The 21,837-nt window shown below is 36.0% G+C and carries 25 protein-coding genes and 1 other RNA gene; 10 read left to right on the top strand and 16 right to left on the bottom strand.

The annotated features are described in order from the left end of the window. The first annotated feature begins 59 nt into the window (after positions 1-59). Positions 60-248: a hypothetical protein gene (locus H8R91_RS10930; protein WP_186936231.1), complete on the top strand. Its 189-nt coding sequence runs from the start codon at positions 60-62 to the stop codon at positions 246-248. Here H8R91_RS10930 and H8R91_RS10935 read toward each other — a convergent pair. Together H8R91_RS10935 and H8R91_RS10940 are read right to left on the bottom strand one after the other, a co-directional pair. Further along, on the bottom strand, positions 245-388 hold the full coding sequence (locus H8R91_RS10935; RefSeq protein ID WP_186936233.1) for a hypothetical protein: 144 nt from the start codon (positions 386-388) through the stop codon (positions 245-247). The two genes, H8R91_RS10930 and H8R91_RS10935, sit on opposite strands and share 4 nt — an antisense overlap. Before the next feature lie 203 nt (positions 389-591). After that, positions 592-804: a helix-turn-helix transcriptional regulator gene (locus tag H8R91_RS10940; protein WP_186936235.1), complete on the bottom strand. Its 213-nt coding sequence runs from the start codon at positions 802-804 to the stop codon at positions 592-594. Between the two features lie 146 nt (positions 805-950). On the opposite strand from H8R91_RS10940, the gene H8R91_RS10945 reads away from it, so the two are divergent. Further along, positions 951-1,766 (top strand): DUF4393 domain-containing protein, encoded by an 816-nt coding sequence (locus H8R91_RS10945; protein ID WP_186936237.1) that lies wholly within the window; start codon positions 951-953, stop codon positions 1,764-1,766. Between the two features lie 158 nt (positions 1,767-1,924). On the opposite strand, the gene H8R91_RS10950 is transcribed toward H8R91_RS10945, so the two are convergent. Then, on the bottom strand, positions 1,925-2,131 hold the full coding sequence (locus tag H8R91_RS10950; RefSeq protein ID WP_186936239.1) for a helix-turn-helix domain-containing protein: 207 nt from the start codon (positions 2,129-2,131) through the stop codon (positions 1,925-1,927). A 229-nt stretch (positions 2,132-2,360) separates the two neighbouring features. Between H8R91_RS10950 and H8R91_RS10955 the strand changes: the two genes are divergently transcribed. The 7 genes from H8R91_RS10955 to H8R91_RS10985 all read left to right on the top strand — a co-directional run bounded on the left by H8R91_RS10955 (position 2,361) and on the right by H8R91_RS10985 (position 7,959). After that, positions 2,361-2,807 (top strand): helix-turn-helix domain-containing protein, encoded by a 447-nt coding sequence (locus tag H8R91_RS10955; protein ID WP_186936241.1) that lies wholly within the window; start codon positions 2,361-2,363, stop codon positions 2,805-2,807. A 12-nt stretch (positions 2,808-2,819) separates the two neighbouring features. Next, positions 2,820-3,380, top strand: coding sequence for an ImmA/IrrE family metallo-endopeptidase (locus H8R91_RS10960; protein ID WP_186936243.1), 561 nt, complete (start codon positions 2,820-2,822; stop codon positions 3,378-3,380). A 90-nt stretch (positions 3,381-3,470) separates the two neighbouring features. Beyond that, positions 3,471-4,763, top strand: a complete 1,293-nt coding sequence (locus H8R91_RS10965) for a restriction endonuclease (protein WP_186936245.1) — start codon at positions 3,471-3,473, stop codon at positions 4,761-4,763. 17 nt (positions 4,764-4,780) lie between these two features. Beyond that, complete coding sequence (locus H8R91_RS10970) at positions 4,781-5,119, top strand: hypothetical protein (RefSeq protein WP_186936247.1); 339 nt, start codon at positions 4,781-4,783, stop codon at positions 5,117-5,119. Positions 5,120-5,271: 152 nt separating this feature from the next. Then, positions 5,272-6,411, top strand: coding sequence for a DUF8426 domain-containing protein (locus tag H8R91_RS10975; protein ID WP_186936249.1), 1,140 nt, complete (start codon positions 5,272-5,274; stop codon positions 6,409-6,411). A gap of 260 nt (positions 6,412-6,671) precedes the next feature. Then, entirely contained in the window at positions 6,672-6,869 is a 198-nt protein-coding gene (locus tag H8R91_RS10980) for a helix-turn-helix transcriptional regulator (protein WP_186936251.1), read from the top strand. Positions 6,870-6,918: 49 nt separating this feature from the next. Further along, positions 6,919-7,959, top strand: coding sequence for a site-specific integrase (locus H8R91_RS10985; RefSeq protein ID WP_186936253.1), 1,041 nt, complete (start codon positions 6,919-6,921; stop codon positions 7,957-7,959). Between the two features lie 248 nt (positions 7,960-8,207). On the opposite strand, the gene ssrA is transcribed toward H8R91_RS10985, so the two are convergent. The 4 genes from ssrA to H8R91_RS11005 form a co-directional block, all read right to left on the bottom strand. Next, positions 8,208-8,554, bottom strand: a transfer-messenger RNA (tmRNA) gene (gene ssrA / locus H8R91_RS10990). Positions 8,555-8,707: 153 nt separating this feature from the next. After that, positions 8,708-8,887, bottom strand: coding sequence for a hypothetical protein (locus H8R91_RS10995; protein WP_022234618.1), 180 nt, complete (start codon positions 8,885-8,887; stop codon positions 8,708-8,710). A gap of 15 nt (positions 8,888-8,902) precedes the next feature. Then, entirely contained in the window at positions 8,903-10,090 is a 1,188-nt protein-coding gene (gene gltS / locus H8R91_RS11000) for a sodium/glutamate symporter (protein WP_186936255.1), read from the bottom strand. Positions 10,091-10,110: 20 nt separating this feature from the next. Further along, entirely contained in the window at positions 10,111-11,061 is a 951-nt protein-coding gene (locus tag H8R91_RS11005) for a TAXI family TRAP transporter solute-binding subunit (protein WP_186936256.1), read from the bottom strand. Between the two features lie 437 nt (positions 11,062-11,498). On the opposite strand from H8R91_RS11005, the gene H8R91_RS11010 reads away from it, so the two are divergent. Next, positions 11,499-12,293 carry a hypothetical protein gene (locus H8R91_RS11010; RefSeq protein WP_186936258.1) on the top strand — a complete coding sequence of 265 codons (795 nt, stop codon included), beginning with the start codon at positions 11,499-11,501 and terminating at the stop codon, positions 12,291-12,293. Positions 12,294-12,453: 160 nt separating this feature from the next. Here H8R91_RS11010 and H8R91_RS11015 read toward each other — a convergent pair whose 3' ends face one another. The 9 genes from H8R91_RS11015 to H8R91_RS11055 all read right to left on the bottom strand — a co-directional run bounded on the left by H8R91_RS11015 (position 12,454) and on the right by H8R91_RS11055 (position 21,836). After that, positions 12,454-12,771, bottom strand: coding sequence for a hypothetical protein (locus tag H8R91_RS11015; RefSeq protein ID WP_186936260.1), 318 nt, complete (start codon positions 12,769-12,771; stop codon positions 12,454-12,456). Positions 12,772-12,795: 24 nt separating this feature from the next. After that, positions 12,796-13,362 (bottom strand): hypothetical protein, encoded by a 567-nt coding sequence (locus H8R91_RS11020; RefSeq protein ID WP_186936261.1) that lies wholly within the window; start codon positions 13,360-13,362, stop codon positions 12,796-12,798. Positions 13,363-13,453: 91 nt separating this feature from the next. Beyond that, positions 13,454-13,972, bottom strand: a complete 519-nt coding sequence (locus H8R91_RS11025) for a hypothetical protein (RefSeq protein ID WP_022234610.1) — start codon at positions 13,970-13,972, stop codon at positions 13,454-13,456. A gap of 144 nt (positions 13,973-14,116) precedes the next feature. After that, positions 14,117-14,821 (bottom strand): gamma-glutamyl-gamma-aminobutyrate hydrolase family protein, encoded by a 705-nt coding sequence (locus tag H8R91_RS11030; protein WP_186936263.1) that lies wholly within the window; start codon positions 14,819-14,821, stop codon positions 14,117-14,119. 240 nt (positions 14,822-15,061) lie between these two features. After that, positions 15,062-16,798 carry an Rqc2 family fibronectin-binding protein gene (locus tag H8R91_RS11035; RefSeq protein WP_186936265.1) on the bottom strand — a complete coding sequence of 579 codons (1,737 nt, stop codon included), beginning with the start codon at positions 16,796-16,798 and terminating at the stop codon, positions 15,062-15,064. A gap of 9 nt (positions 16,799-16,807) precedes the next feature. After that, entirely contained in the window at positions 16,808-17,293 is a 486-nt protein-coding gene (gene rlmH, locus H8R91_RS11040; protein WP_207722768.1) for a 23S rRNA (pseudouridine(1915)-N(3))-methyltransferase RlmH, read from the bottom strand. Positions 17,294-17,302: 9 nt separating this feature from the next. Then, positions 17,303-18,091: an MBL fold metallo-hydrolase gene (locus H8R91_RS11045; RefSeq protein WP_186936267.1), complete on the bottom strand. Its 789-nt coding sequence runs from the start codon at positions 18,089-18,091 to the stop codon at positions 17,303-17,305. 115 nt (positions 18,092-18,206) lie between these two features. Next, entirely contained in the window at positions 18,207-19,973 is a 1,767-nt protein-coding gene (locus tag H8R91_RS11050) for a Na/Pi cotransporter family protein (RefSeq protein WP_186936269.1), read from the bottom strand. 192 nt (positions 19,974-20,165) lie between these two features. Further along, on the bottom strand, positions 20,166-21,836 hold the full coding sequence (locus H8R91_RS11055; protein ID WP_186936271.1) for a sensor histidine kinase: 1,671 nt from the start codon (positions 21,834-21,836) through the stop codon (positions 20,166-20,168). Position 21,837 lies beyond the last annotated feature (1 nt).

Genomic DNA, 21,837 nt, shown 5'->3' on the forward strand with positions numbered 1-21,837 from the left:
CTATTTTCTTGCCTCCCCTCTTTTTATGTGCTACTATATTACTGAAAGGAGGTGTAACTATGCGTAATTATGAAATCGATAAATTTGCAGCTGACACTGCAAAAGAAATTGTTGTTGCAATGGCTTCGTCCTTTAATTTCACTGTTGACGCAGAAAGCGGAGAAGCCATTTCAGAGTTTTATTCCGAAATTTTTAACGGTATTGCTGAAACACTCGGTAACTCAAATCTGGATACAACAAATCTCTAAAGAGTAGTAAACTCTTTTAATGCTCTGACGACCTTGGGAAGAACTTCCACTTCTTCCTTTGTAGGTCGTTTTTTATTTGCCACTCTTTCAATAAAATTTACAAGTGAATCAATCACTTTTGCAGCCTGTTCACCTTTCATTATTCCACCTCCTTATGCCGGCTGTTCTGCTTTTTCAAATTGGTAGTCCTTTTACTGATGATAGATGTTAATGTAGAGATAACCGGAACCTTAACCGGTATAAAAAATTAAGAGAAAACTTTACATTTAACTCTATCTGCAATTTGCACAGGTTAAAAAATTGGGAACAAGTATCAACGAAAGGACCGTTGATGCTTGTTTTTTTATCTCAAAAATAATTCTGCCCTTTTGTTAATATCTGTAATATTAAGACATTCGCAAATTTTTATTGCCTCAGATAAAGTAAATTCAGATTTTCCTGTTATCTTAGATGAGAGCGAATTTTGTGTAATTTCAAGTTCTTCTGCCAGCCTTACTTGTGTATATCCGGCTTTTTTTATTTCTTCTTTTAATTTTACCGAATTGATATTAGCCACCTCCTTATGCCGGTTGTCTGAAAACATTAGGATCAATATCAAGAAGAACTAAGTTTAAGTTTTGCCATTTTCTCACCTGCTTTTCGATATTTTATTGCTTTATTACCCAAATAATGTTATTATTTATTTAGAAAGGTGGTGCACATATGAGTGACCAAAACATAAATGATACTGCTTATGGTGTTACAAAAGCTGTTTTAGAATCAGAAGCAGTAAGTAATCTTACAAATCCACCAACAAAAGTTGCAGGTGGTCTGTTAGCCGATTTCATAAACTTAACTGTAGGTGGCATACATTATGCTTCAATAAAAGCCGAATTAAAGCGCCAAAAAAAGTTTGAAGACTTTAAAGCTAACATTCAAAATGGTGTAGATAATATTCCAACAGAACATAAAGTTGAATCGAGAGAATCGATTATTGGACCTGCTCTTGAAAAAGCGAAATACTTTATGAATGAAGACGAAATTCGTGAAATGTTTGAAAAGTTAATCGTCAATTCATTCGACAGTAGAAAAATCGAAAAAATTCATCCGTCTTTTTCTGACATCATTCAACAAATGTCGCCTATAGATGCCCAAAACCTAAAATGTTTTTCAGTTGAAGAAAATTTGCCAATATGCGAAATAATAGAAATATTTGAAAATAAAGGTCAGAAGACTTTGCAAACTAATATTTTTTGTAGTAATGAGTTTTGCGATTCAATTGAGCAACAATCGATTTCTATGTCATCTCTATCTCGCATGGGTTTGATAAGTATTGCATATGATGAATATCTAACCAATGCTGAACTCTATAAGATTTTTGATTTCTTGCCCATAGTAAGATATTATAAAAATTATATAGAGTATCTAAACAAATCAAATAATACTAATTTGAAGATTGAACTTCAAAAAGGAGTAGCAAAACTTACTCCTGTTGGAAAAGCGTTCATTGATGTTTGTCTTCGTCCTTTGCCCACTTAATCAGATCCATAATTTGAGCGTCGTGCTTATCAAGGTAGCTGTCTATTGTTTTATACAAATGGACAGCTATTATTTTTATTGCAATAGTTAAGGATACCACAGATATACACAGATTTGTTAGTATCATAATTATACATAAGTTCACTTTTCACACCTCCTTATGCCGGCTGTTCTGCTTTTTCAAATAGGTATTCCAGTTCATACTTAGGGAACAATCTTTCTTTAATTGAAAAAGCCTCTCCAATAGAAAAGTCGCCTTTGGTTATTTTATTGCGGAAGGTACTCTCAGGCATTCCTATTGCACCTGACACAGATCGCCATGACATTCCATTTGCATTGATTTCTCTGTCTAAATTAGGATACATTTTTAAACCTCCTTTATTTTTAATTTACGCATCTGCGTAATCTTTAAGATAATTATATGTGCGTTTGCGTTATTTGTCAACACATATTTACGCATTTGCGTAAATATTGGTATCTTGCATAAAAAACAATTTTGTTTATTAGCAAATATTCTAAATTAACGCAAATGCGTTATTTTATGTTGATTTATGCAATTTTTTGCTATATAATAATTACAAAGGAGGTACTGATATGGGAATTGGTGCAAAATTATCCGAAATTCTTAAATCACAAAACAGTAATCCTAATGAATTGGCGGATAAAATCGGTATTACATCATCTACAATATACAGTATTATCAAAAGGGATAATATGAAAGTAGATATTTCAGTTCTTGCTAAAATATGTAAAGCACTTAATGTTAAGATGGAAGTGTTTTATGATGAGTATATTTCAGATAATAAATCCAGCTTTCAAGTTCCGTTTACATTAACAGAACACGAAAAAGAAGTAATAACCGCATACAGGTCAAAGCCCGAAATGCAGCAGGCAGTTGACCGACTTCTCGGAGTAGAAGAAAATAAAGTTGTAGGGCAAGTTTTTCGTGCTGCTTGTAACGGCAAAAATCCGGAGTACATTACACTTACGGATGAACAGCGTAAAAAACTTGAAGAGGCACCGTCAACTGATGAATTGTAGGAGGTGAACGGATTGTTTTACGGTGCATATAAGAATGTCAGAAATTCCGCATGGCAATGTTTAATAGATTTTAAAATTAACTCTTTGCCTGTTGATGTTTTACAAATTGCAAAAACGGCAGATATTAAAGTTATTAAAAACAGTCTGATAAATGAATTAAAAGAATCTGAACTCGGTGCAGCTCTTTGTGACGGAGATAAATGGTACATAATATATGACGACACATTATCCTCATCACAAAAAAGATTTGTCGTGGCACACGAACTCGGTCATATTTTCTTGGGACACAGGCTCAAAAACGGTCACTTTGTTCACGATAACTATAAGCTTGAAAAAGAAGCTAATTCTTTTGCCTCAAAACTTCTCTCACCGGCATGTGTATTATGGGGATTAGATTTACATTCAACAAATGAAATTTCAAAACAGTGTAACCTTACATCTCAACAAGCCGCTGCAAGAGCAAGACGAATGTCTGTTTTATATAAAAGGCAAATGTTCCTTAAAAGTGACATTGAAAAGAAAGTATATAAACTGTTTGAAGATTATATACAAAAAGAAATACACGCCTGTTAAACAAGCGTGCATAACGTAACCGCTAACGAGCGGTATATTTTTTAAATTTCGATGTGCGAATAATTAACATTTTATTTATGGAGATATATAATGGAGTTGTCAACAGTTTTTGGTTTTTTTATAGGTCTTTTTATATTAATTCTCATAATTCGATTAGTAATCTATATTCAAGATAAATGGAACGAGCCAAAAATAGAAATAAAAAATTTAAAATCACAAATCAATGAGTTAGAAACACAAATCAATGAGTTAGAAACACAAATCAATGAGTTAGAAAAAGAAATTGATACTTTAGTTGATCTATCCTCTCTTTTTGATAATAGTCTTAACAAAAGAGCCGCACTTACGGAAATATTAAATAGCCTTTCCAAAAGTGATAATATAAATACTGCAAAAGAAATAATATTGTTAAAAAATAGAATAGAATTTTTAGAATCAACTCATTCCAATCTGACTGCAATTCCGTATATGTCACAAATTATGGCTGATTACGAAACATATGGAATAGAAAAATTAGCTAAGGAATTAGACTGGGGTCAAAATGTACAGCGTTTAAGCAAAGTAAAATCAATTAGAGAAATACGAAAAGACGCTCAAAATATTGTAGAAAAAAATAAAGATGCACAGTATCAACTTGCATACTTATTCACTCTTTATCCTGCACTTAAAGATGTAATTGAATGTGATTTCAACCAACTTCCACTAATTAAAGTTGATGAATTAAAAGAATATGATACAACAAAAGATTATTTAACAGAAGATGAATATAATAATCTAAGCACAACTGAAAGAAATCAGCTTGCATTAGACAGATACAAAAACTCACACAATAAAAGCAAATGGCAAATAGGGCGAGATTACGAACTTTACATTGGTTACCGCTATTATATAAAAGGTTACAGTATTGATTATTTTGGCTCTTATATGGGATTGGAAGATTTAGGCAGAGATATTATAGCCACTAAAGATAATGTAACACTTATTATCCAATGCAAATATTGGAGTTCCAAAAAGCTGATTCATGAAAAGCATATTACTCAGCTTTACGGAACAGTAGCAAGCTATTGTATCGAAAACAACCTTAAGCAAAAAGATGTTAAAGGACTTTTTATAACCAACATAGAGCTATCAGATACTGCTAAAAAAATGGCTAAGTTTTTAAAAATTGATTATAAAGAAAATGTCCCTAAAGGTGACTATCCTTGTATAAAATGTAATATTGGTCACAATGAATTTGGAATAACTAAAATATATCATTTGCCATTTGATCAAAAGTATGATGTAACACAAATAAAAAATGAAGGTGAATTTTTCGCAATGACAGTAGCCGAAGCAGAGCAGGCAGGCTTTAGAAGAGCTTTTAAATGGTTTGGCAACAATTAATACACGGAGGAATTAAAATGTTTCTAAGTTTTGTAAGCGGATTCTATTTTTATGGGTCGTTGTTATCTCCTTGTTTTCTTATAGGTTCATACTTTGATATAAAAAATTTGTGGTTAATTATTCCTGTATTATTAGCGGTAATAGGAAAGCACCTGACAGAAGAGTATTATTTATATTGGCTTCCGTCAATTTACAGCGGTGTTTCAATAGCAATTGCAGAAATTAACACACTCTTTTTTATGCCAAAATCATATTATGACTATGATATGTATATGTATCTTGGCATTATTACCATTATTCTATGGTTTGTTTTAGGTGCACTTTATTATTACGCAGTCCATAAATATGAAAAATAATAGTATCATTATTTGTATTTTAAAATTAAAATGTGAGGAAAAACAAATGAGTAATAATGAATATAATATATCTGAAGAATTTAAATAAAACCGAGCAAAATAAACAGAACTAATAAATCTATATTTTATTACTCAGATGTGAGGTTACAACTATGAATGAATTAGAAGAGTATATACATATTCCAAAAATAAGCAAAAACATTAATTTTTGGATGTTAAGAACTAAAAGAAGTGCCTTCTATTATGAGTACATAACAAAAGGCTATATTGCAATAGGTTGGAATATTGTATTAAAGAATAATATTAATAATGAGGAAGATAGATTAAAAAATAAATTAGAAGAATTATATCCCGAAAAGCACCCCAAAACATCATTAAATAAATGTCATAAGTTTATATTTGACTTAAAAGAAAATGATATTGTTTTAATTATTGGGGATTATGAAATAACCTTTGCGAAAGTAGGTAAATATTACGAAGAAAGCAATTCTAACCTTAACTATATAAGTGAACTTGAAGCACATAAGCAAATTGAAAATAATTTACATAAGACAAACGATATATTATGCCCATATGTAAAAAGACGAAAAATTGAAATAATCGGCAAAACAAATATCTATGCTCTTAATCCATACTTATCTAAAGCTATTTACAGTAATCACCACAGTCTAAGTTCGCTAAATGATTATGCAGAACTCATTCTAAATGCCTGTTACGGAATATATGTAGTAGGAAATAAACTATCTCTTACTTTTCATATTGATTCAGAAGAAAAAATAGACGCAATCAGTTTTTCAAATTTTACAAGCTATTTGATATATCTTTTCAATAAAGAAAATACTGACATAAACCTAACAACAGCTCTTAATTCTCCCGGTGACATATCTTTTCAATTTATTTTTGACGGATTAACATTTATAAAAGATAATTTGCTATATATACTTGTAATATACATTATGATTTTTGGAGGAAAAATAAAATCCAAAAAAACCAATTTTGAAATAACAGGACTATTATGGCACATAAAAAAGATATATAAAAAAATAAAATATAAAGAAATAAATGAACTAAAATATGAAAACGAAAAAACTAAACAAAAAATCACAAAAAAAGAATTAGAGATTAAAGAGTTAGAACTTAACAAAGAATTTGATCAAATGATAAAAAAAGCAGACGAACTTCAACTCTTGGATTCAGTACAAAAGCTAAATGTCCGTCCGGCAAATTCAAATATTATACAAATAGAAAAATTTATTCAAGACAACGAGGATAATACGGATGATAATACTTAATTGTAAAGTATATAACTAACGGCAAAAAAGCACATTCCCATACACTTACAGTAAAATCATTATCAATACTCAAATTTACAATTAAAGCAATAATATTGAGTATAAGAGAAAAAATAAGCAAAATGAAAATCATATATGAAAGAACCCCATAAAATGTTCGTAATTTTTTTTTCATTTACTCCACCTCCTATTATAATATTATAACACTTTTATCAATTTGTAAATACAATTCAAATAAAACGCACAAAAGAAGTGAGCAAATGCCTTTTAATGAAAATTTAAAATTGCTAAGAACCAAAAACAAATTGACTCAAGCTGAATTAGGTAAAATATTAAATTTAAGTCGATCAACAATTTCAAATTACGAAGCAGGAAAAATGCAACCTTCAATAGAAACAATAATTGAAATTTCAAAATATTTTAAAATAACTATTGATTCACTTTTAAAAGATGAATAAAGTTTAACCATATCACTTTCAAAAATTCAAACCATAAGGAGTTGATACCGTGGCAAACGCAAAAAAATTAAAATCAGGCAACTGGCGAGTACTTGAATATGATTATACAGACGAAAACAATAAACGGCATTACAAGTCATTTACCGCCTCAACTAAAAAAGAGGCAGAATATATGGCAAAGGAATACAGTCATAACAAGCAAAGAGGTGCTAAAACATACAATGACCTCACCTTGCAGGAAGCATACCGCCGTTACATAGACAGCAAGTCATCGGTTCTTGCCCCTTCAACAATAGACGGCTATGAAAAGAATTTGCGAAACGATTTTAAAACGCTAATGCCTATGAAGCTGAGTAATATAAATCAAGAGCATATTCAGCTTGCTGTCAACGAGATGTCAGCAACAAAATCGCCTAAATCAGTACGCAACTCCCACGGACTGTTGTCTGCGGTTCTGCGTGCATACAAGCCTCAGCTAATTCTTACTACCCGCCTACCGCAAAAAGTAGAGCCTACATACACAATTCCCACTACAGAAGAAATCAATACTCTGCTCGCCAGCGCAAGCGATTTCATAAGAGTGCCAATTCTGCTTGCAAGCTCCGGCAGTCTTCGCCGTTCCGAGGTGTGTGCCCTAACTCTCAACGATGTAAGCGACCTCGGAGTAACGGTAAATAAAGCAGCTGTCTATGACAAAAACAATAATGTCGTAATAAAGCCGCCAAAAACGAATGCAGGTAATCGCTTTGTTCCCTTGCCTCCTCACATCATAAAAGAGGTCAAAGAATGGAAATACTTTGGTTGCTCTCCGGCAAAGCTATCTGACTCATTCAACAGACTTGTACAACAATGTAATGTGCCGCATATATCCTTTCACAAACTACGCCATTACTTTGCTTCCGAACTCCACGCCTGCGGTATCCCAGACAAGCACATAGCTCAAATCGGAGGTTGGAAATCTGTTGCAGTACTGCAAAATATCTATCAGCACACTCTAAGAGATAAGCAGGAAGAAATGAATAAGAAAATCATAAACATTTTTCAGAATAATTTTACCGCTGATTCAAGCAATCTACAAAACCAAGCATAATTCTAAGTTAAGTATTTAAGACAACAAGCTATCCAAAAGCCAAAAACTTAATCATTCAATAACAGTAATGCAACACGATTTACAGCCACTTTTTTCTATAAATTCGTGTTGCATTTCGTGTTGCATTTATACTCAAAACACCTATTTTTACCGCTAATTTCTGTTTTTTACAATTAAATATGCAAACTAAAAAATCCAGCAAACAAGCCATTCCCAAGGATTTTGGCTTATCTGCTGGATTTTTGTTTTGGTGGAGATGAGGGGAATCGAACCCCTGTCCGAAAAGTATTTGCCAAGGCTTTCTACGAGCGTAGTTGTCGTTTTAAAATTCCCTTACCGCAGCACCCGACAACGGGTTATACGGCTCGGTAGCTTCTAATGTGTGACACAGCCCGAAGCATTGCTGTATTCACATTTACCACTAATCGACGCCCCTTACACAGCCGTGGTACTCTGTGCAGGAACGAGCAGCTTACGCTGCTAATCTAACTGTAGTTTTGTCAGTTATTTTAAAAGTTGCGGATTTTATAGTGGCTCTCCGCACCACTGCTCGCTTACCGAGGTTCACGCTCCCCGTCGAAGCCTTTACATCCCCGGATATAAACAAAGTTTAGCCTGTTTTAGGAGTATCATTATACTATATATAACAAGCATTGTCAATCACTTTTTGTCATATATGCTAAATGATCAAATTTTATTTAAAGACTGACAAAATGAGCCGCACAAATTAATGTACGGCTCTTTGTTATTATTTGCTGTGCTTATCTTTTTTCTTTTTTATATGAATTTCGGGAACTGCCACTGTATCATAAATAACAGATTCGTCGGCATTAGGTTTTTCGCTTGATATTTGCTTTACCTTACCTGTGTGAATTTCAGGAAAAGCAAGGTTTTCAGTTTCTACAAAATATTTATCCTTATCCTTCATAATATTACCTCCATTTTACAACAGATTAATAAAGAATGTGATTGTAAGGCTGTTAAGAAAATCTGCAAACAAGCTGCCTACTATAGGAATAATCAGATATGCTTTTACAGAAGGCTCATACTTTTCACAGATTGCCTGCATATTTGCCATAGCGTTAGGAGTTGCGCCCATACCAAATCCGCAAGTACCGGCTACTAATACCGCCGCATCGTAATTCCTGCCCATTACATTGAAAACCACAATATAAGAGAATAGGAACATTAGAGCTACCTGTCCTGCAAGCAATATAACAAGCGGAAGTGCAAGGTCAGCAAGCTGCCAGAGTTTTAGTGTAATCATTGCAATGCCGAGGAAAAGCGAAAGGCAAATACCGCCGAGGTCGTTAATTTCACCCATATGAATTGTGATTTTGCCTGTGTATTCGCCGATATTACGCATAATTGCCGCTGCAATCATTGCTCCGATGTAGATTGGAAATGTCATACCTGTGAGCGAGAGCAATTTTGAAAATATCGTGCCGATACCTACCGCAATTATAAGCTGAAATACAGCCGGCGCATACATCGAAAAATGTCTTTCGTGCTTTTCTTCTTCTTCAACAAGAAGAGTATCGTCATCATTTTTGATTGTTTCAAGAAGATTGTGCTTTTTAATAAGTCGGTTGCCGATTGGGCCACCCATAAGCGAACCTGCAACAAGACCAAATGTTGCCGCCGCAGTGCATACAGTTGTTGCTCCGCTAATACCGAAGTCCTCAAGCACCGGACCGAATGCACCTGCCGTACCGTGACCGCCTACCATTGGGATTGAACCCGTTGTCATACCCGTAAGCGAATCAAGCCCGAGGAGATTTGCAAGTCCTATGGCTGTGAAGTTCTGAGTTATTATAAGAACAATTACAAGTACAAGAAAAATAAGCAACGGTTTTCCACCGCTTTTAAGTACCTTTAAGTTTGCCTGGAAGCCTACCGAGGTAAAGAAAAATACCATACATACTTCTTTTAAAGTATCGTCAAAATCAATTTCAAGTATTCCTGTAGAATAGCAAATCAAAGTAAATATTGCGAATATCAATCCGCCGATTACCGGTGCGGGAATACAGAATTTTTCAAGAAAAGAAATTTTTCTTTTAAGGAAAGCTCCTAATATCAGTACAACTACAGCAACTGCGATTGTCTGATACATATCAAGTGTAATGCTCAATGTTTACATTCCTTTCGCAGTTATTCTGCTGTTTTTACTTCAATGCCTTTTTCACTGTAATATTCTGCCGCACCGCTGTGGAACGGAATATTTACACCTGTTACGGCATCTTTTTCTATAATATCAAGGTCAGCCGAAACAGTAAGCTGAAGTTCGTTTGCGTTATCAAACACAAGTTTTGTAAGTGTTTTCACCTTATCATTTGAAAGTCTGTCACTTACAATAAGTACCGATTTTACTCCAACGGTATTTACATCCTTAGTCTGACCGTTGTATGTGTTTCCGTCAACCTTACAGTCAATGTACGAATACGCTGATTTAAGCTTGTCTGACGCTTCTTTGTCAATGCTAAGAAGTTTTATGTCGCACTGTCTTGAAAGCTCTTCCACAACTGTGGCGTTTATGCCGACTGTCCAAAACAAAGCGTCAACCTCACCCGATACGAGTGCCTTGGCTGAATCCGCATAATTAAAGTTTTCCTCTTTAACCATTTTTTCATTCAAACCGTATGCGGATAAAATCTGTTTTGCATTGAGTTGTGAACCCGATTCTTCTTCACCGATGCTGACCGTTTTACCGAGTAAATCATCAACGCTGTTAATGTCAGAATCTGCCCTTACTATAATATGGCACACTTCGGTGTAAAGAGCCGCAACAGCGCTGTAATCTTTATATGCTGTTTTAAATGAATTTTCTCCGTTATATGCGTCGCTTATAATATCAGATTGAGCAATTGCCGCATCAAGATAACCTTGTGACAGCAAACGAACATTTGCCGCAGAGCCTGCTGTGGTCTTTACTTCAATCTTAAGAGCGCTGTCATTTTCGGCAAGCTGTTTTAATGAAGTTGCCGCCTGGTGATAAACACCGCCCAAACCTGCCGCTCCGAATCGAATACTTCCGTCCCCCATCGAACAACCGCAAAGCAAAACAGTTAACACAATAAGCAGAAGTGCAATAATTTTTTTCATCTTATCGCCTCTTTTTTTAATAGAAAAGAGGAATTGTAAACAGCGTACAATTCCCCGATATTTACAATTGATTATAACATATTTCGTGTAAAAATGTCAAACCTGCAAATTGCTAATTAAGTTTCAATTCAACCTTGTTGCCGTTTACAAAGGTCAGTTCAACTGTTGTAGGAGTATCGTTAGCGTTCCAGCTCTTCACGCTGATTTGCCGCTGCAAGCTGATCCGCACAGGCAACACGGATATAAAGAAATACTTTCATTTGGCTCTCCTTCTGATGTAACTTTGCATAAGTCCTGATATACTTACCTTTATTACTTTACAAAAAGCAATACAAGAAGTATAATAAATATCACAATTTAGTAATATTAAATGCATAAAATCAAAAAATCCCAAATAATTTCCAGTTAAAATATATAATAGGAATAGGAGCATACAAATGAAAAACAAAATCTTATCAGCAATAATATCCATCGTGCTTATGATTTCACTTGTAGGATGTCAGCAGAATAATACCATTATTAAGCCTTATGTAGAAACAAAAATGGTCACGGAAAACAGCCAATTAGATTTAGTAACCTTTACATTTGAGTCGCCCGACAGCTGGACAACTGTAGCCGCAGATAAAGATTCACTTATTTGCAGGAGTCCATCATCAAACGAATCGGAGGAATATAAAAACTATATTTCTCAGGATTATTTAGTTATTTCAAACTATACTACAAATGATATTTTGCCGGTATCAGACGAATACAAACAGGGCTATGAAGATTTGTTCAAAGGAACATATGACGGAATAGAAAAAATCATCAGCGACAGCATTGAATACATAAATATAAGCAAATATTTGGACAGCTTACCTGACGGAGAAACCGGCTCGAAGTACAGTTTTTTAGATTTATTGAATATTCTTTCAGATCCTGACAGCTTTCCTGATTATGAAATTCCTGATTCCCTGCGCAACAAAACGTGGGCATCTGATTTTAAATATACAGAATATCAAGGGAAAGACGGTAAAATTATTACTGTAGAATATTCATACTTGGTTGATGATATTACGCATAAAGCTATTAATTGTTATAGAGACGATAATTACTCAGTATGCGGTGCTTTTGATGATAGCAACGAGATTTCTTCAGGAGATGTTGCTTTATGGGTTGCAAATACCCTTGAGGTTTCCGAACATTACAAAATTGATGACGGAGCGGTATTAATAGAAGGAAAAGACTATTAATTATTAAATTTCCAATAGTAACATACTTTTTTAGAAAATTAAAGATATTATAAATAAAAACAGACCGCTACTGTAATGTAACGATCTGCTGTAAGGGAAGGAAAAGTTTAGATAACTTTTTCAGCGTGCTGTTGCGATTGATAAAAACTTCTTCATATTGTTACTCCTTACATAATAATTTTTTCTTTTTATAGAACCAGAAAAATGATACTGTCGCTGTGAGCATTAAAAATACTGTTACAACAGTTGTGTAACTTACAATTGCGCCTGTTTTGATTGTGTTAGTATCATTTTCTACAACTGTGTTTTGATTTTCTGTTGTTTGTGTTGCAGTCTGAACTGTAGTGAATTGTGTGGTTGTTTCTTCGATTGTAAGAATTACATCTGTTTTTGCACTTTCGGCAGCCGCTGCATATGCGCAGCAAACTGTCGAAATAACACATAAAGCTAAAACTACGGTAATAACGGTTTTTTTCATAATTAACCTCGAGTTTTATTTATCTTATTTGTCCTCAAGAGATACTGTGTAGTTAATTACACCGTTATAGTTACCGGCACCTACGCTATAGTAGTCTTTAAGTTTGATTTTTCTTGTGATTGTACCGAAGTTTGAGCCGTCCCAAGAAGCAATCTCGTCACCGATTGTGTAGTAAGTAGGATTTGCAAAAGCGTCTGAATTGTAGATTACATATTCAGCCTCCTGAAGATTTCTTGAATCCCATACTGCAAGAGTGTGAAGATTGCCGGAGTAACCTGCGCTCTCAATCTTTACGCTTACTTTTTTGCCGCTTGGAACAAAGGCTGTATCATTTTCAAGTGCAAGTGAATATGAAAGTGTTGATGACTCTTTTTGAAGTTCTGCTGTGAGAGGGATAGAAACAGTGTAAGCGGGTACGATTTCCGATTCACTTTTTGAATATGTAATTTTCTGCTGGAAGTCTGCTGTTGCGTGGTTTTCGTCAACAATCGGGGTGTCTGTTGTTGATGCCGCAAATGCTGCTGTTGTAGCGCATACGCTCATAGCTGCTGCCATTAATACTGCTGTAATTCTTTTTGCATTGATTTTCATAAATTTTCTTCTCCTTAGATTTTCAAATTCTAATGTCCTTGCCGCCAAATTGACGGCTGTTTATATATGATAAACCCATAAGGGATTATTGTCATTCAACTGTAAGCGTACTCTTAACCTGTGCGCCGTTCATTTGTGAATTGCTGTCAACAGAATATGTTGAAATATTAATTATTAAAGTGTATGTACCTTTTTCAATCGGTTTGTCAAGAGTTACGCCCTTAATTGCATCACCCGGTTTTACAAGGTCTGTAGTGCAAAGTGTTTCACCTGTTTCCTGCAAAGAAAGCGTAAATTTAAAATTACACGGATTTTCCTCGGGATTTAAAAGAGTGATAGGAAAGTCTGTGCTTTCACTTGAGATTGTCATATCGGGATAACCCGGAATTTTAATTCCCTGTTCAGCGCCGCCCGCATTTGAAACTTCCTGTTCGTAATGCGATGCGTCACTGTCAAACACAACGCCCTGCTGCTTTGCCGTATCCTGTGTTTGTGAGCTGTTATTATTCATCAGCAACACACCCATAGTAATGCCTACTGCCGCAAGAATTGCTATAACCGCAATAAGAACAATTACCAAAACTTTTGAGTTTTTACTTTTATCTTCCATTTTTCTTCCCCTTTTCTAACGATATTCTAACACCGTAATTTTATAATACAGTCATATTCTTTTATCACTCTTGTAAAAGATTGTAAAGTTTCGGGCAGTAAAAAAGCCCTGCACAAGGCAAGGCTTTGAAATATATTTAGGTAATCAACTAACACTGTCTGTAAATTTTTGAAATATTTTTCTGCTGTTTTCATCTGTAAAGAAAGAATACTCCGGGTGCCACTGCACCGCCCATACAAATTTTTTGTCGGGTGCAAACAGCGCCTCTATAAGTCCGTCCTCCGAAACCGCCATACACTCAAGATTCGGTGCAATATCTTTTACTGCCTGATGGTGCAGGCTTGTAACCTCTAAGGCATCTGTATTCAACAATTTATGTAAAGGCGAATTTTTCATTATTTTTACACTGTGAATAGGTTTATCATACGGGTGCGGCTGATGATGCACGGTATAGGTAGGATGCTCTGTTTGTAAATCCCGATACAGCGTACCGCCCATAACAGCATTAATAAACTGTATGCCACGGCAAATGCCTAAGATTGACTTGTCTTTTTCATAAGCCAGACGAAAAAGCTCTGTTTCCATATTATCTCTTTGCGTACAGCTTTCTCCGCACTGCTTTGTTCTCACTTGGTTATAAATTTTTGGGTCAACATCCTGTCCGCCTGTAAAAAGAAATCCGTCACAAGTATTTACAAGCTGTTTTATAATCTCTTCATCCTCGGTTAAAGGCAACATAACGGGAATACCGCCCGATTTTTCAATTCCTTGCATATAGTTTGGCAACATCCAATAGCAGTTTTTTTCAGAGTCCCAAAGCGGAACAACACCTATTAACGGCTTTTTCATACCTATTACCTCCAATAAAAAAGACAAGAAAGTCCTGCCGAACTTCCTTGTCCAAATTTATAAGAATATTTTAGCACACTGTAAATATTTTTTCAAGTATTGAAAGAAATCAAATTATCTGAAAATGTCGGACTGAAAGGCAAAAAGACCGCCTCCCTTGCCGTAAAACGGTTCTTAAAATATCTTGATTATATTGACTGACAGCAAAAAACTCGGCAACCGTAAAGATTGCCAAGTTTTTTATTCGGAAATATTTGCTTTTGGTGTGACATAAACAGTTTTGTTATTTACATAAATAACCATACCCGGTCTTGCACCGCTTGGCTTGCTTACATAACGCACAAGCGTGTAATCTACAGGCACTTGACTGCTTTCTCTTGCTTTACTGTAATATGCGGCAAGCTGTGCCGCCTCTAAAATTGCGGTATCGCTAATTTCTCTGCCTTCCGCAAAAACAACTGTATGCGAACCGTGAATATCTTTTGTGTGCAGCCACATATCATTTTTATTTGCAATTTTTAATGTAAGTTTATCATTTTGAGTATTGTTTCTGCCTACCAAAATTTTAAATCCGTCACTTGAAGTAAATTCAAGCGGCGGTAGTGCCGCCTGCGGTCTTTGCTTACCCTTTTGTTTGCGTAAATATCCCTGCTCGGTAAGCTCTTCCCTTATCTGCGCAAGTTCACGCTCACTCTCCGCACGGCTGACCGTATCAAGTACAGAATCAATGTATTCAAGCTCTGACCTGCCTTTCTCAATCTGTTCGGTCAAAATATGCTCTGCATTTTTCGCTTTTTGATAATCTTTATAATATTTTTGAGCATTTGCTGCCGGAGAAATTGCAGGATTGAGTTTTATGCGGATAAGCGACATATTTTCATCGTAAAAATTTTCCACTTCCGCAAAAGATGCGCCACGCTCAATACGGTAGAGATTTGCCTGCAACAAATCGCCGTTTATTCTAAGCTGTTCACGATTTGCACATTCTTTAAGTTCAATCTTTTGCTTTGCAAGTTTACGGGAAATTCTTTCGCTTAAATTAACAAGCATTTTTGTAAGGTCTTGAGATTTGACCCTCATTCTCTCTCTTGAATCTCTGGTTTCGTAAAAGCTGTCAAGAAGTTGTGAATATGTGTCAAAGTGCTTTATTTGAGCAAAATTTCCGTATTGCTCAATATCTGTAAATGTAAAATCAATCGGCTTGCCGTCATCTCTTATAACCATACACGGTTTGCCTGCATATTTATTAACATTTACATACAAATTATTGAGCACATCAACAAGTCTGTCATAATGCTGTTTATCCATACGGGTAGTTGTGCCCTCGCCCACTCTGTACTCAAGTTCTCTGCACACAAGAGGCGATACACCTTGAATTGCCCTTAGCAGTGCCTTGTTAAGCATCATTTCACCGTCAAAATCAACTGTTTTTTCCGCTATTTCTTCTGCCGAATGTTTAAGAATTGAAAGTTTATCCTGCGCCTCGGGAAGTTCGTATTTTATATTTGGAAGCACAAGTCTACGGCTGCTCATAGTCAGGTCAACACGCTTGAGAGAATCAATAATTACTCCGTTTGAATCCACAATAATAATATTGCTGTACATTCCCATAATTTCGCAAACTACTGTTATTAGAACGGTATCACCAAGTTCGTTTACACATTCAAAATCAAGGAACAGCACTCTGTCGCATTCCTGTTGACGAACCGCAACCAGCTTTCCGCCGCCGATACGCTTACGCAAAAGCATACAAAACATAGGCGGTGAAGCGGGATTTTCAGGTGTATTGCCGCAAAAATGCACCCTCGGTGAATTTGCCCTTGCCGAAAGCAAAAGCTTTTTATTGCCGTTAAAGGTACGCATCGCAAATACAAGTTCATCTCTGTTCGGCTGATAAATCTGCGATACCCTGGCACCGAGCGCCTCGGTTTCTATTTCGTGTTTTATATATCTTAAAAAAATTCCGTCTAAAGCCATCTTTTACCTCTATTTATGATATTTGCCGTTGGTAGAAATTTCAAACGCACGGTAAATCTGTTCCGAGAGTACCATTCTTGCCATCTGATGAGGAAATGTCATTTTACTCATAGAAAGTTTGAAATCTGCTCTGTTTTTCACCTTATTGCTAAGTCCGTAACTTCCGCCGATAATAAAATCCACCGTACTTTTTCCTGTAATTGCCGCATTGTCGAGCATTGCAGAAAGTTCTTCGCTTGAAAGCTGTTTGCCCTCGATGCACATTGCCACGGCATAATCACCTGCACCGATTTTCTTAAGTATTCTTTCTCCCTCTGCCTCAATTACCTCTGAAATTTCAGCCCCGTTCGGATTGTTATTTCTTATTTTTTCTTCCGCAAGTTCAACTACCGCAAATTTACAAAAGGCAGTAAGTCGTTTTGCGTATTCGGAAATTGCGTCTGTAAAATATTTCTCTTTAATTTTTCCTATACAAATTATATTTATTCTAATCATCTTTCACCATTAAAAAATTACCGATTTAGCATTAGTTTCTACGGGCGCTACATCGAGAGTATAATCTATTCCCCTATTCATTCCGTACTTTGAAAGTTCGTTTACAGCTGTATTAAGCGCTATTGACGGAGTATTATTTTGCTCACTTAAGTGACCGAGCATAAGTCTTAAAGTACCTGACTGCACAAGTCCCGCAAGCTCGGCGGCACAATCGGGATTAGACAAATGACCGTATTTAGAGAGTATTCGCTTTTTGAGTACAAACGGATACGGGCCGTTTTTCAGCATATCAACATCGTGGTTTGACTCAATAACCGCAAAATTGCTGTGTGCAACGGCATTTCTTACATCATCGGTCATATATCCCATATCAGTTGCTATTGTGGCAGTCTTTCCGTCTGCAAGCGTAACACTGTAGCAACAGCTCTCTGCGGCATCGTGCGGAGTATCGATTCTTTTAATAAGCATATCGCCTACCGCAACTTCGTTTTCGATAACCTCGGTTTCAAAGCGTTTATCCAGACGATTTGCCCTTTCAAGCGCCTCAAGTGTACCCTGACTTGCATACACCTTAAAATTATAGCGTGATGCAAGCACTTTTACGGCACTGCAATGGTCTGTATGCTCGTGGGTAATAAATACCGCACCTATTATGCGTGGATCTATTGAATTTGTAAGTAATGCATTTTCAATCTGTTTGCATGAACGACCTGCGTCTATCAGCACGCCCTGTGTTGCCGTACCCAGAAAATAACTGTTACCTTTACTGCCGCTAAAAAGCGGGACCGCTTTTGCCAAACTAATCTACTCCTATTCAATAATAATCATAATAATATATAATAACACAAAATTCGCATTTTGTCATCTGCATAATAAAAAACCCACAGCTGAAATTTGCTGTGGGTTAAATAAATTATTTTTTCAAAGCAGCTGCGGGAAGTGCATATTTTTTCTTGTATTCCTTATAGTCTGCGTTGTACTGAATATCATCGGAATTTTTAAGTTCGTGCAAATATTCGTGTGCATCGTAGCCGTTGTTGTTGATTTCAATAACACCGACCGCAATGTTTGAACAATGGTCGGAAACTCTTTCCATACTTGTAATAAGGTCAGAGAAAATAAATCCGAGTTCTATTGTACATTCGCCGTTTGTAAGACGCTTAACATGAGCCTCTTTAAGTTTATCTCTGATGCGGTCAATAACCTGTTCAAGAGGTTCAACTTTCGCCGCAAGTTTTACATCGTTATTGATAAATGCAAGCGTTGCATTATTTATAATCTCTTTTATAGCGTCCATCATAACATTAAGACCCGCCATAGCCCCTTCGGAGAAAACCGCTTTTTTCTCCTCAATTTCTTTTGCGGCACCGACAATATTCATTGCGTGGTCGCTGATTCTCTCGAAATCACCTATACCGTGCAAAACTCTCTGAACACTTTTACTGTCGTTTTCAGAAAGATTTTTCTGACTTAGTTTTACAAGATATGTCGAAATTACATCTTCGTACATATCAATTGTGTCTTCATTTTCAGAAAGGGTGTCAGCCGCTTTTTCGTTATAATTACCAACCATTTCAAGTGCGCCGAGAAGTGTACCCTCCGAAAGTCTTGCCATTTTTTCCGTAACATTTAAAGCACGGTCTGTTGCAAGTGAAGGTGTGTTGAGGAAACGCTCGTCGAGGAATGGTGCTTCACTTTCTTCTTCCGTATCCTTAATTGTAAGGCAAGCGAGTTTTTCAAGCTGGCGTGTAAAAGGAAGTAACATAGCTGTTGCTGCAATGTTAAATGCTGTATGGATAACAGCGATATTTGCCTCGGCAACCACATCGTCCAGGAATCCGTATTGGAATATTAAATTTGAACCGTAGAACAGCGCACAAATTACAAGTGTACCTATAATATTAAAATAAAGGTGTACCAAAGCAGCACGCTTAGCGTTTTTCTTTGCACCTATACAAGAAATCAAGGCAGTTACGCAAGTACCTATATTCTGACCCATTACAATCGGAATTGCCATTGAGTATGTAATCGCACCTGTTTTTGAAAGTGCCTGCAATATTCCGACCGATGCGCTTGAACTCTGGATAATTGCTGTGAGCAATGCACCTGCAATAATACCGAATACAGGGTTATTAAAGACTGTAAGAAGATTTGCAAAGTTAGGATCGTCAGAAAGAGGTGCTACCGCAGAACTCATAGAATCCATACCGAACATTAAAATTGCAAATCCCAAAAGAATAGACGCAAGGTTTTTCTTACTGTCGCTCTTTGTAAACATAATAAGAATTATGCCTATAAAAGCGAAAACAGCAGAAAAAGATGTCGGTTTAAGCAGCTGCATAAATACGCTGTCGCCCTCAATACCCGAGAGGCTCAAAATCCACGCTGTAACTGTTGTGCCGACATTAGCACCCATAATAATTCCTATTGCCTGTCTTAGCTTCATAATACCGGAGTTTACAAAGCCGACTACCATAACCGTAGTAGCGGATGATGACTGTATAACAGCTGTAACGGCTGCACCGAGCAAAAATCCCTTGAAAGTATTGTTAGTCATTTTTTCAAGAGTTTTTTCAAGTTTACCGCCCGAGAATTTTTCAAGGCCGTCACCCATTGTATTCATACCATACAAAAAGAGTGCCAAGCCACTCAACAGCTGAAGAATCGAAAAAATATCCATATCCCTAAACTCTCCTTTTCCTTTGTAATGATATTAGTATTAAGTCAAAGTTTTATTTTGCATTTGTAAAATCTATGTAAAGTTTTTTACACAACAACAACTGCGCCCTGTTTATAAGTAAGACTTAAACAAGACGCAGCCGTAATATTAAATATTAATATTTAATTTTGCTAAAAGTACATTTTATAATTTTTACAATGCTTTTACTTTAAATGTAAATACCGTACCGTTTTCATTACTCTTTAATGTAATAGTACCGTCATGTCTTTCGGCAATATGTTTTACAATTGCAAGTCCAAGACCTGTACCGCCGGTTTCTTTAGAACGGCTTTTGTCAACTCTGTAAAAGCGCTCAAAAACTCGTTTTTGATGTTTTAACGGAATACCGATTCCCGTATCCGCAACACTGAGAACGGCGTTTTCGTCCTCTTTTTTAACAGTAACGGTAACATTTCCGCCCTTGCGGTTATATCTTATCGCATTGTCGCAAAGGTTATAAACAAGTTCATAAAGTTGGTTACGATTGCCGTTTATTAAAATTTTATCTTCCGCATTAACTTTAATGACAACCTCGTGTTTATTTGCATTTGTATGTAAATCTTCCGCTACCTCTCTTGAAAGTCCCGACAAATCGACCTTATCGTAATTTACGGGTCTTGTGTTTTCGTCAAGTTCGGAAAGCTCTATAATATCGCCAATCAAAGAAAGCAGTCTGCCTGATTCTTTATGAATTTTTCCGGCAAATCTTTCAATATCTTCCGGTGCAACAATTCCGCTTTCTATAATTTCCGCATAACCCGAAATTGAAGTGAGCGGAGTTTTTAACTCGTGGGTAACATTTGCGGTAAATTCACGCCTCATTTTTTCGGCTTTTCGTTTAGCCGAAATATCAATTATAAGACAGATTACACCTTTTTGTTCGCTGTTGGAATACACCGGACTTGCAATTATCTGCAATACTCTGCCGTTTATATTGCCTTCATTACTACTGCGTTCACCGCTGAAAGCCTTGTCAACACATTCGCACAAAACCTCATTGCGTGAAAATGAAATAAGACTTTCGCCAACAGTGCCCTCTGAATCCGTGCCGAGATATTTTGAAGCGGAATGATTACACATAAGCATATTCTTATCCATATCAAGCATTATAAAGCCCTCGGACATATTTTGAATAAGCGTGTCTATTCTGTCTTTTTCAAGCTGTAAGCGTGAAACCTGCTTGTTAATCTGCTTTTGCTGACTTGAAATGGTGCGGGAAATTGAACTTAATTCTTCATATTGATTGCCGTCAACATTGCTTTCGAGATTTTCTATAGGCGCAATAATTTTTTTCGTTGACCTTTTTGAAAGCACACAGCAAAGAATAAATACAATAATTATTACGGCAAACAAAATCGGAACAAGGTGCATAAAAATGGAGTAGCCGTTTTCCATAGTTTCAGACAATCGCAAAACATTTCCGTTTGAAGTTTTTACAGCATAATAATATGTAACATTGCCGAGTGTTTCTGATTTTCTGCTGTCATCGCCGTATCCGTTTTTCATTGCATTTATAAATTCGGGACGATTGGAGTGATTTCCCATTTTTGTAACATCAACGCCGTCATCGCTTTCCAAAAGAACATTTCCGTTGCCGTCGAGCAATGTAACTCTTATTCGTGATGAACTTAAATCGTGCAGCAATTCATAGCTGCTGTTTTTATTATAAAGATTTGCGGCTATATTTGTATAATCTTTTAATGTTGTTTTTTCCGAAGAAGAAAAAATAAACCAGAAAGCGGCTGTTGAAAAAACAGCCGTCAAAAGAATGGATACACCAGCGGTGATTATAAATCTTTTTAAAAGAATTTTTCTTAGTTTCATT

The organism is Ruminococcus intestinalis (genome assembly GCF_014288065.1).
Taxonomy (GTDB): Bacteria; Bacillota; Clostridia; order Oscillospirales; family Acutalibacteraceae; genus Ruminococcoides; species Ruminococcoides intestinale_A.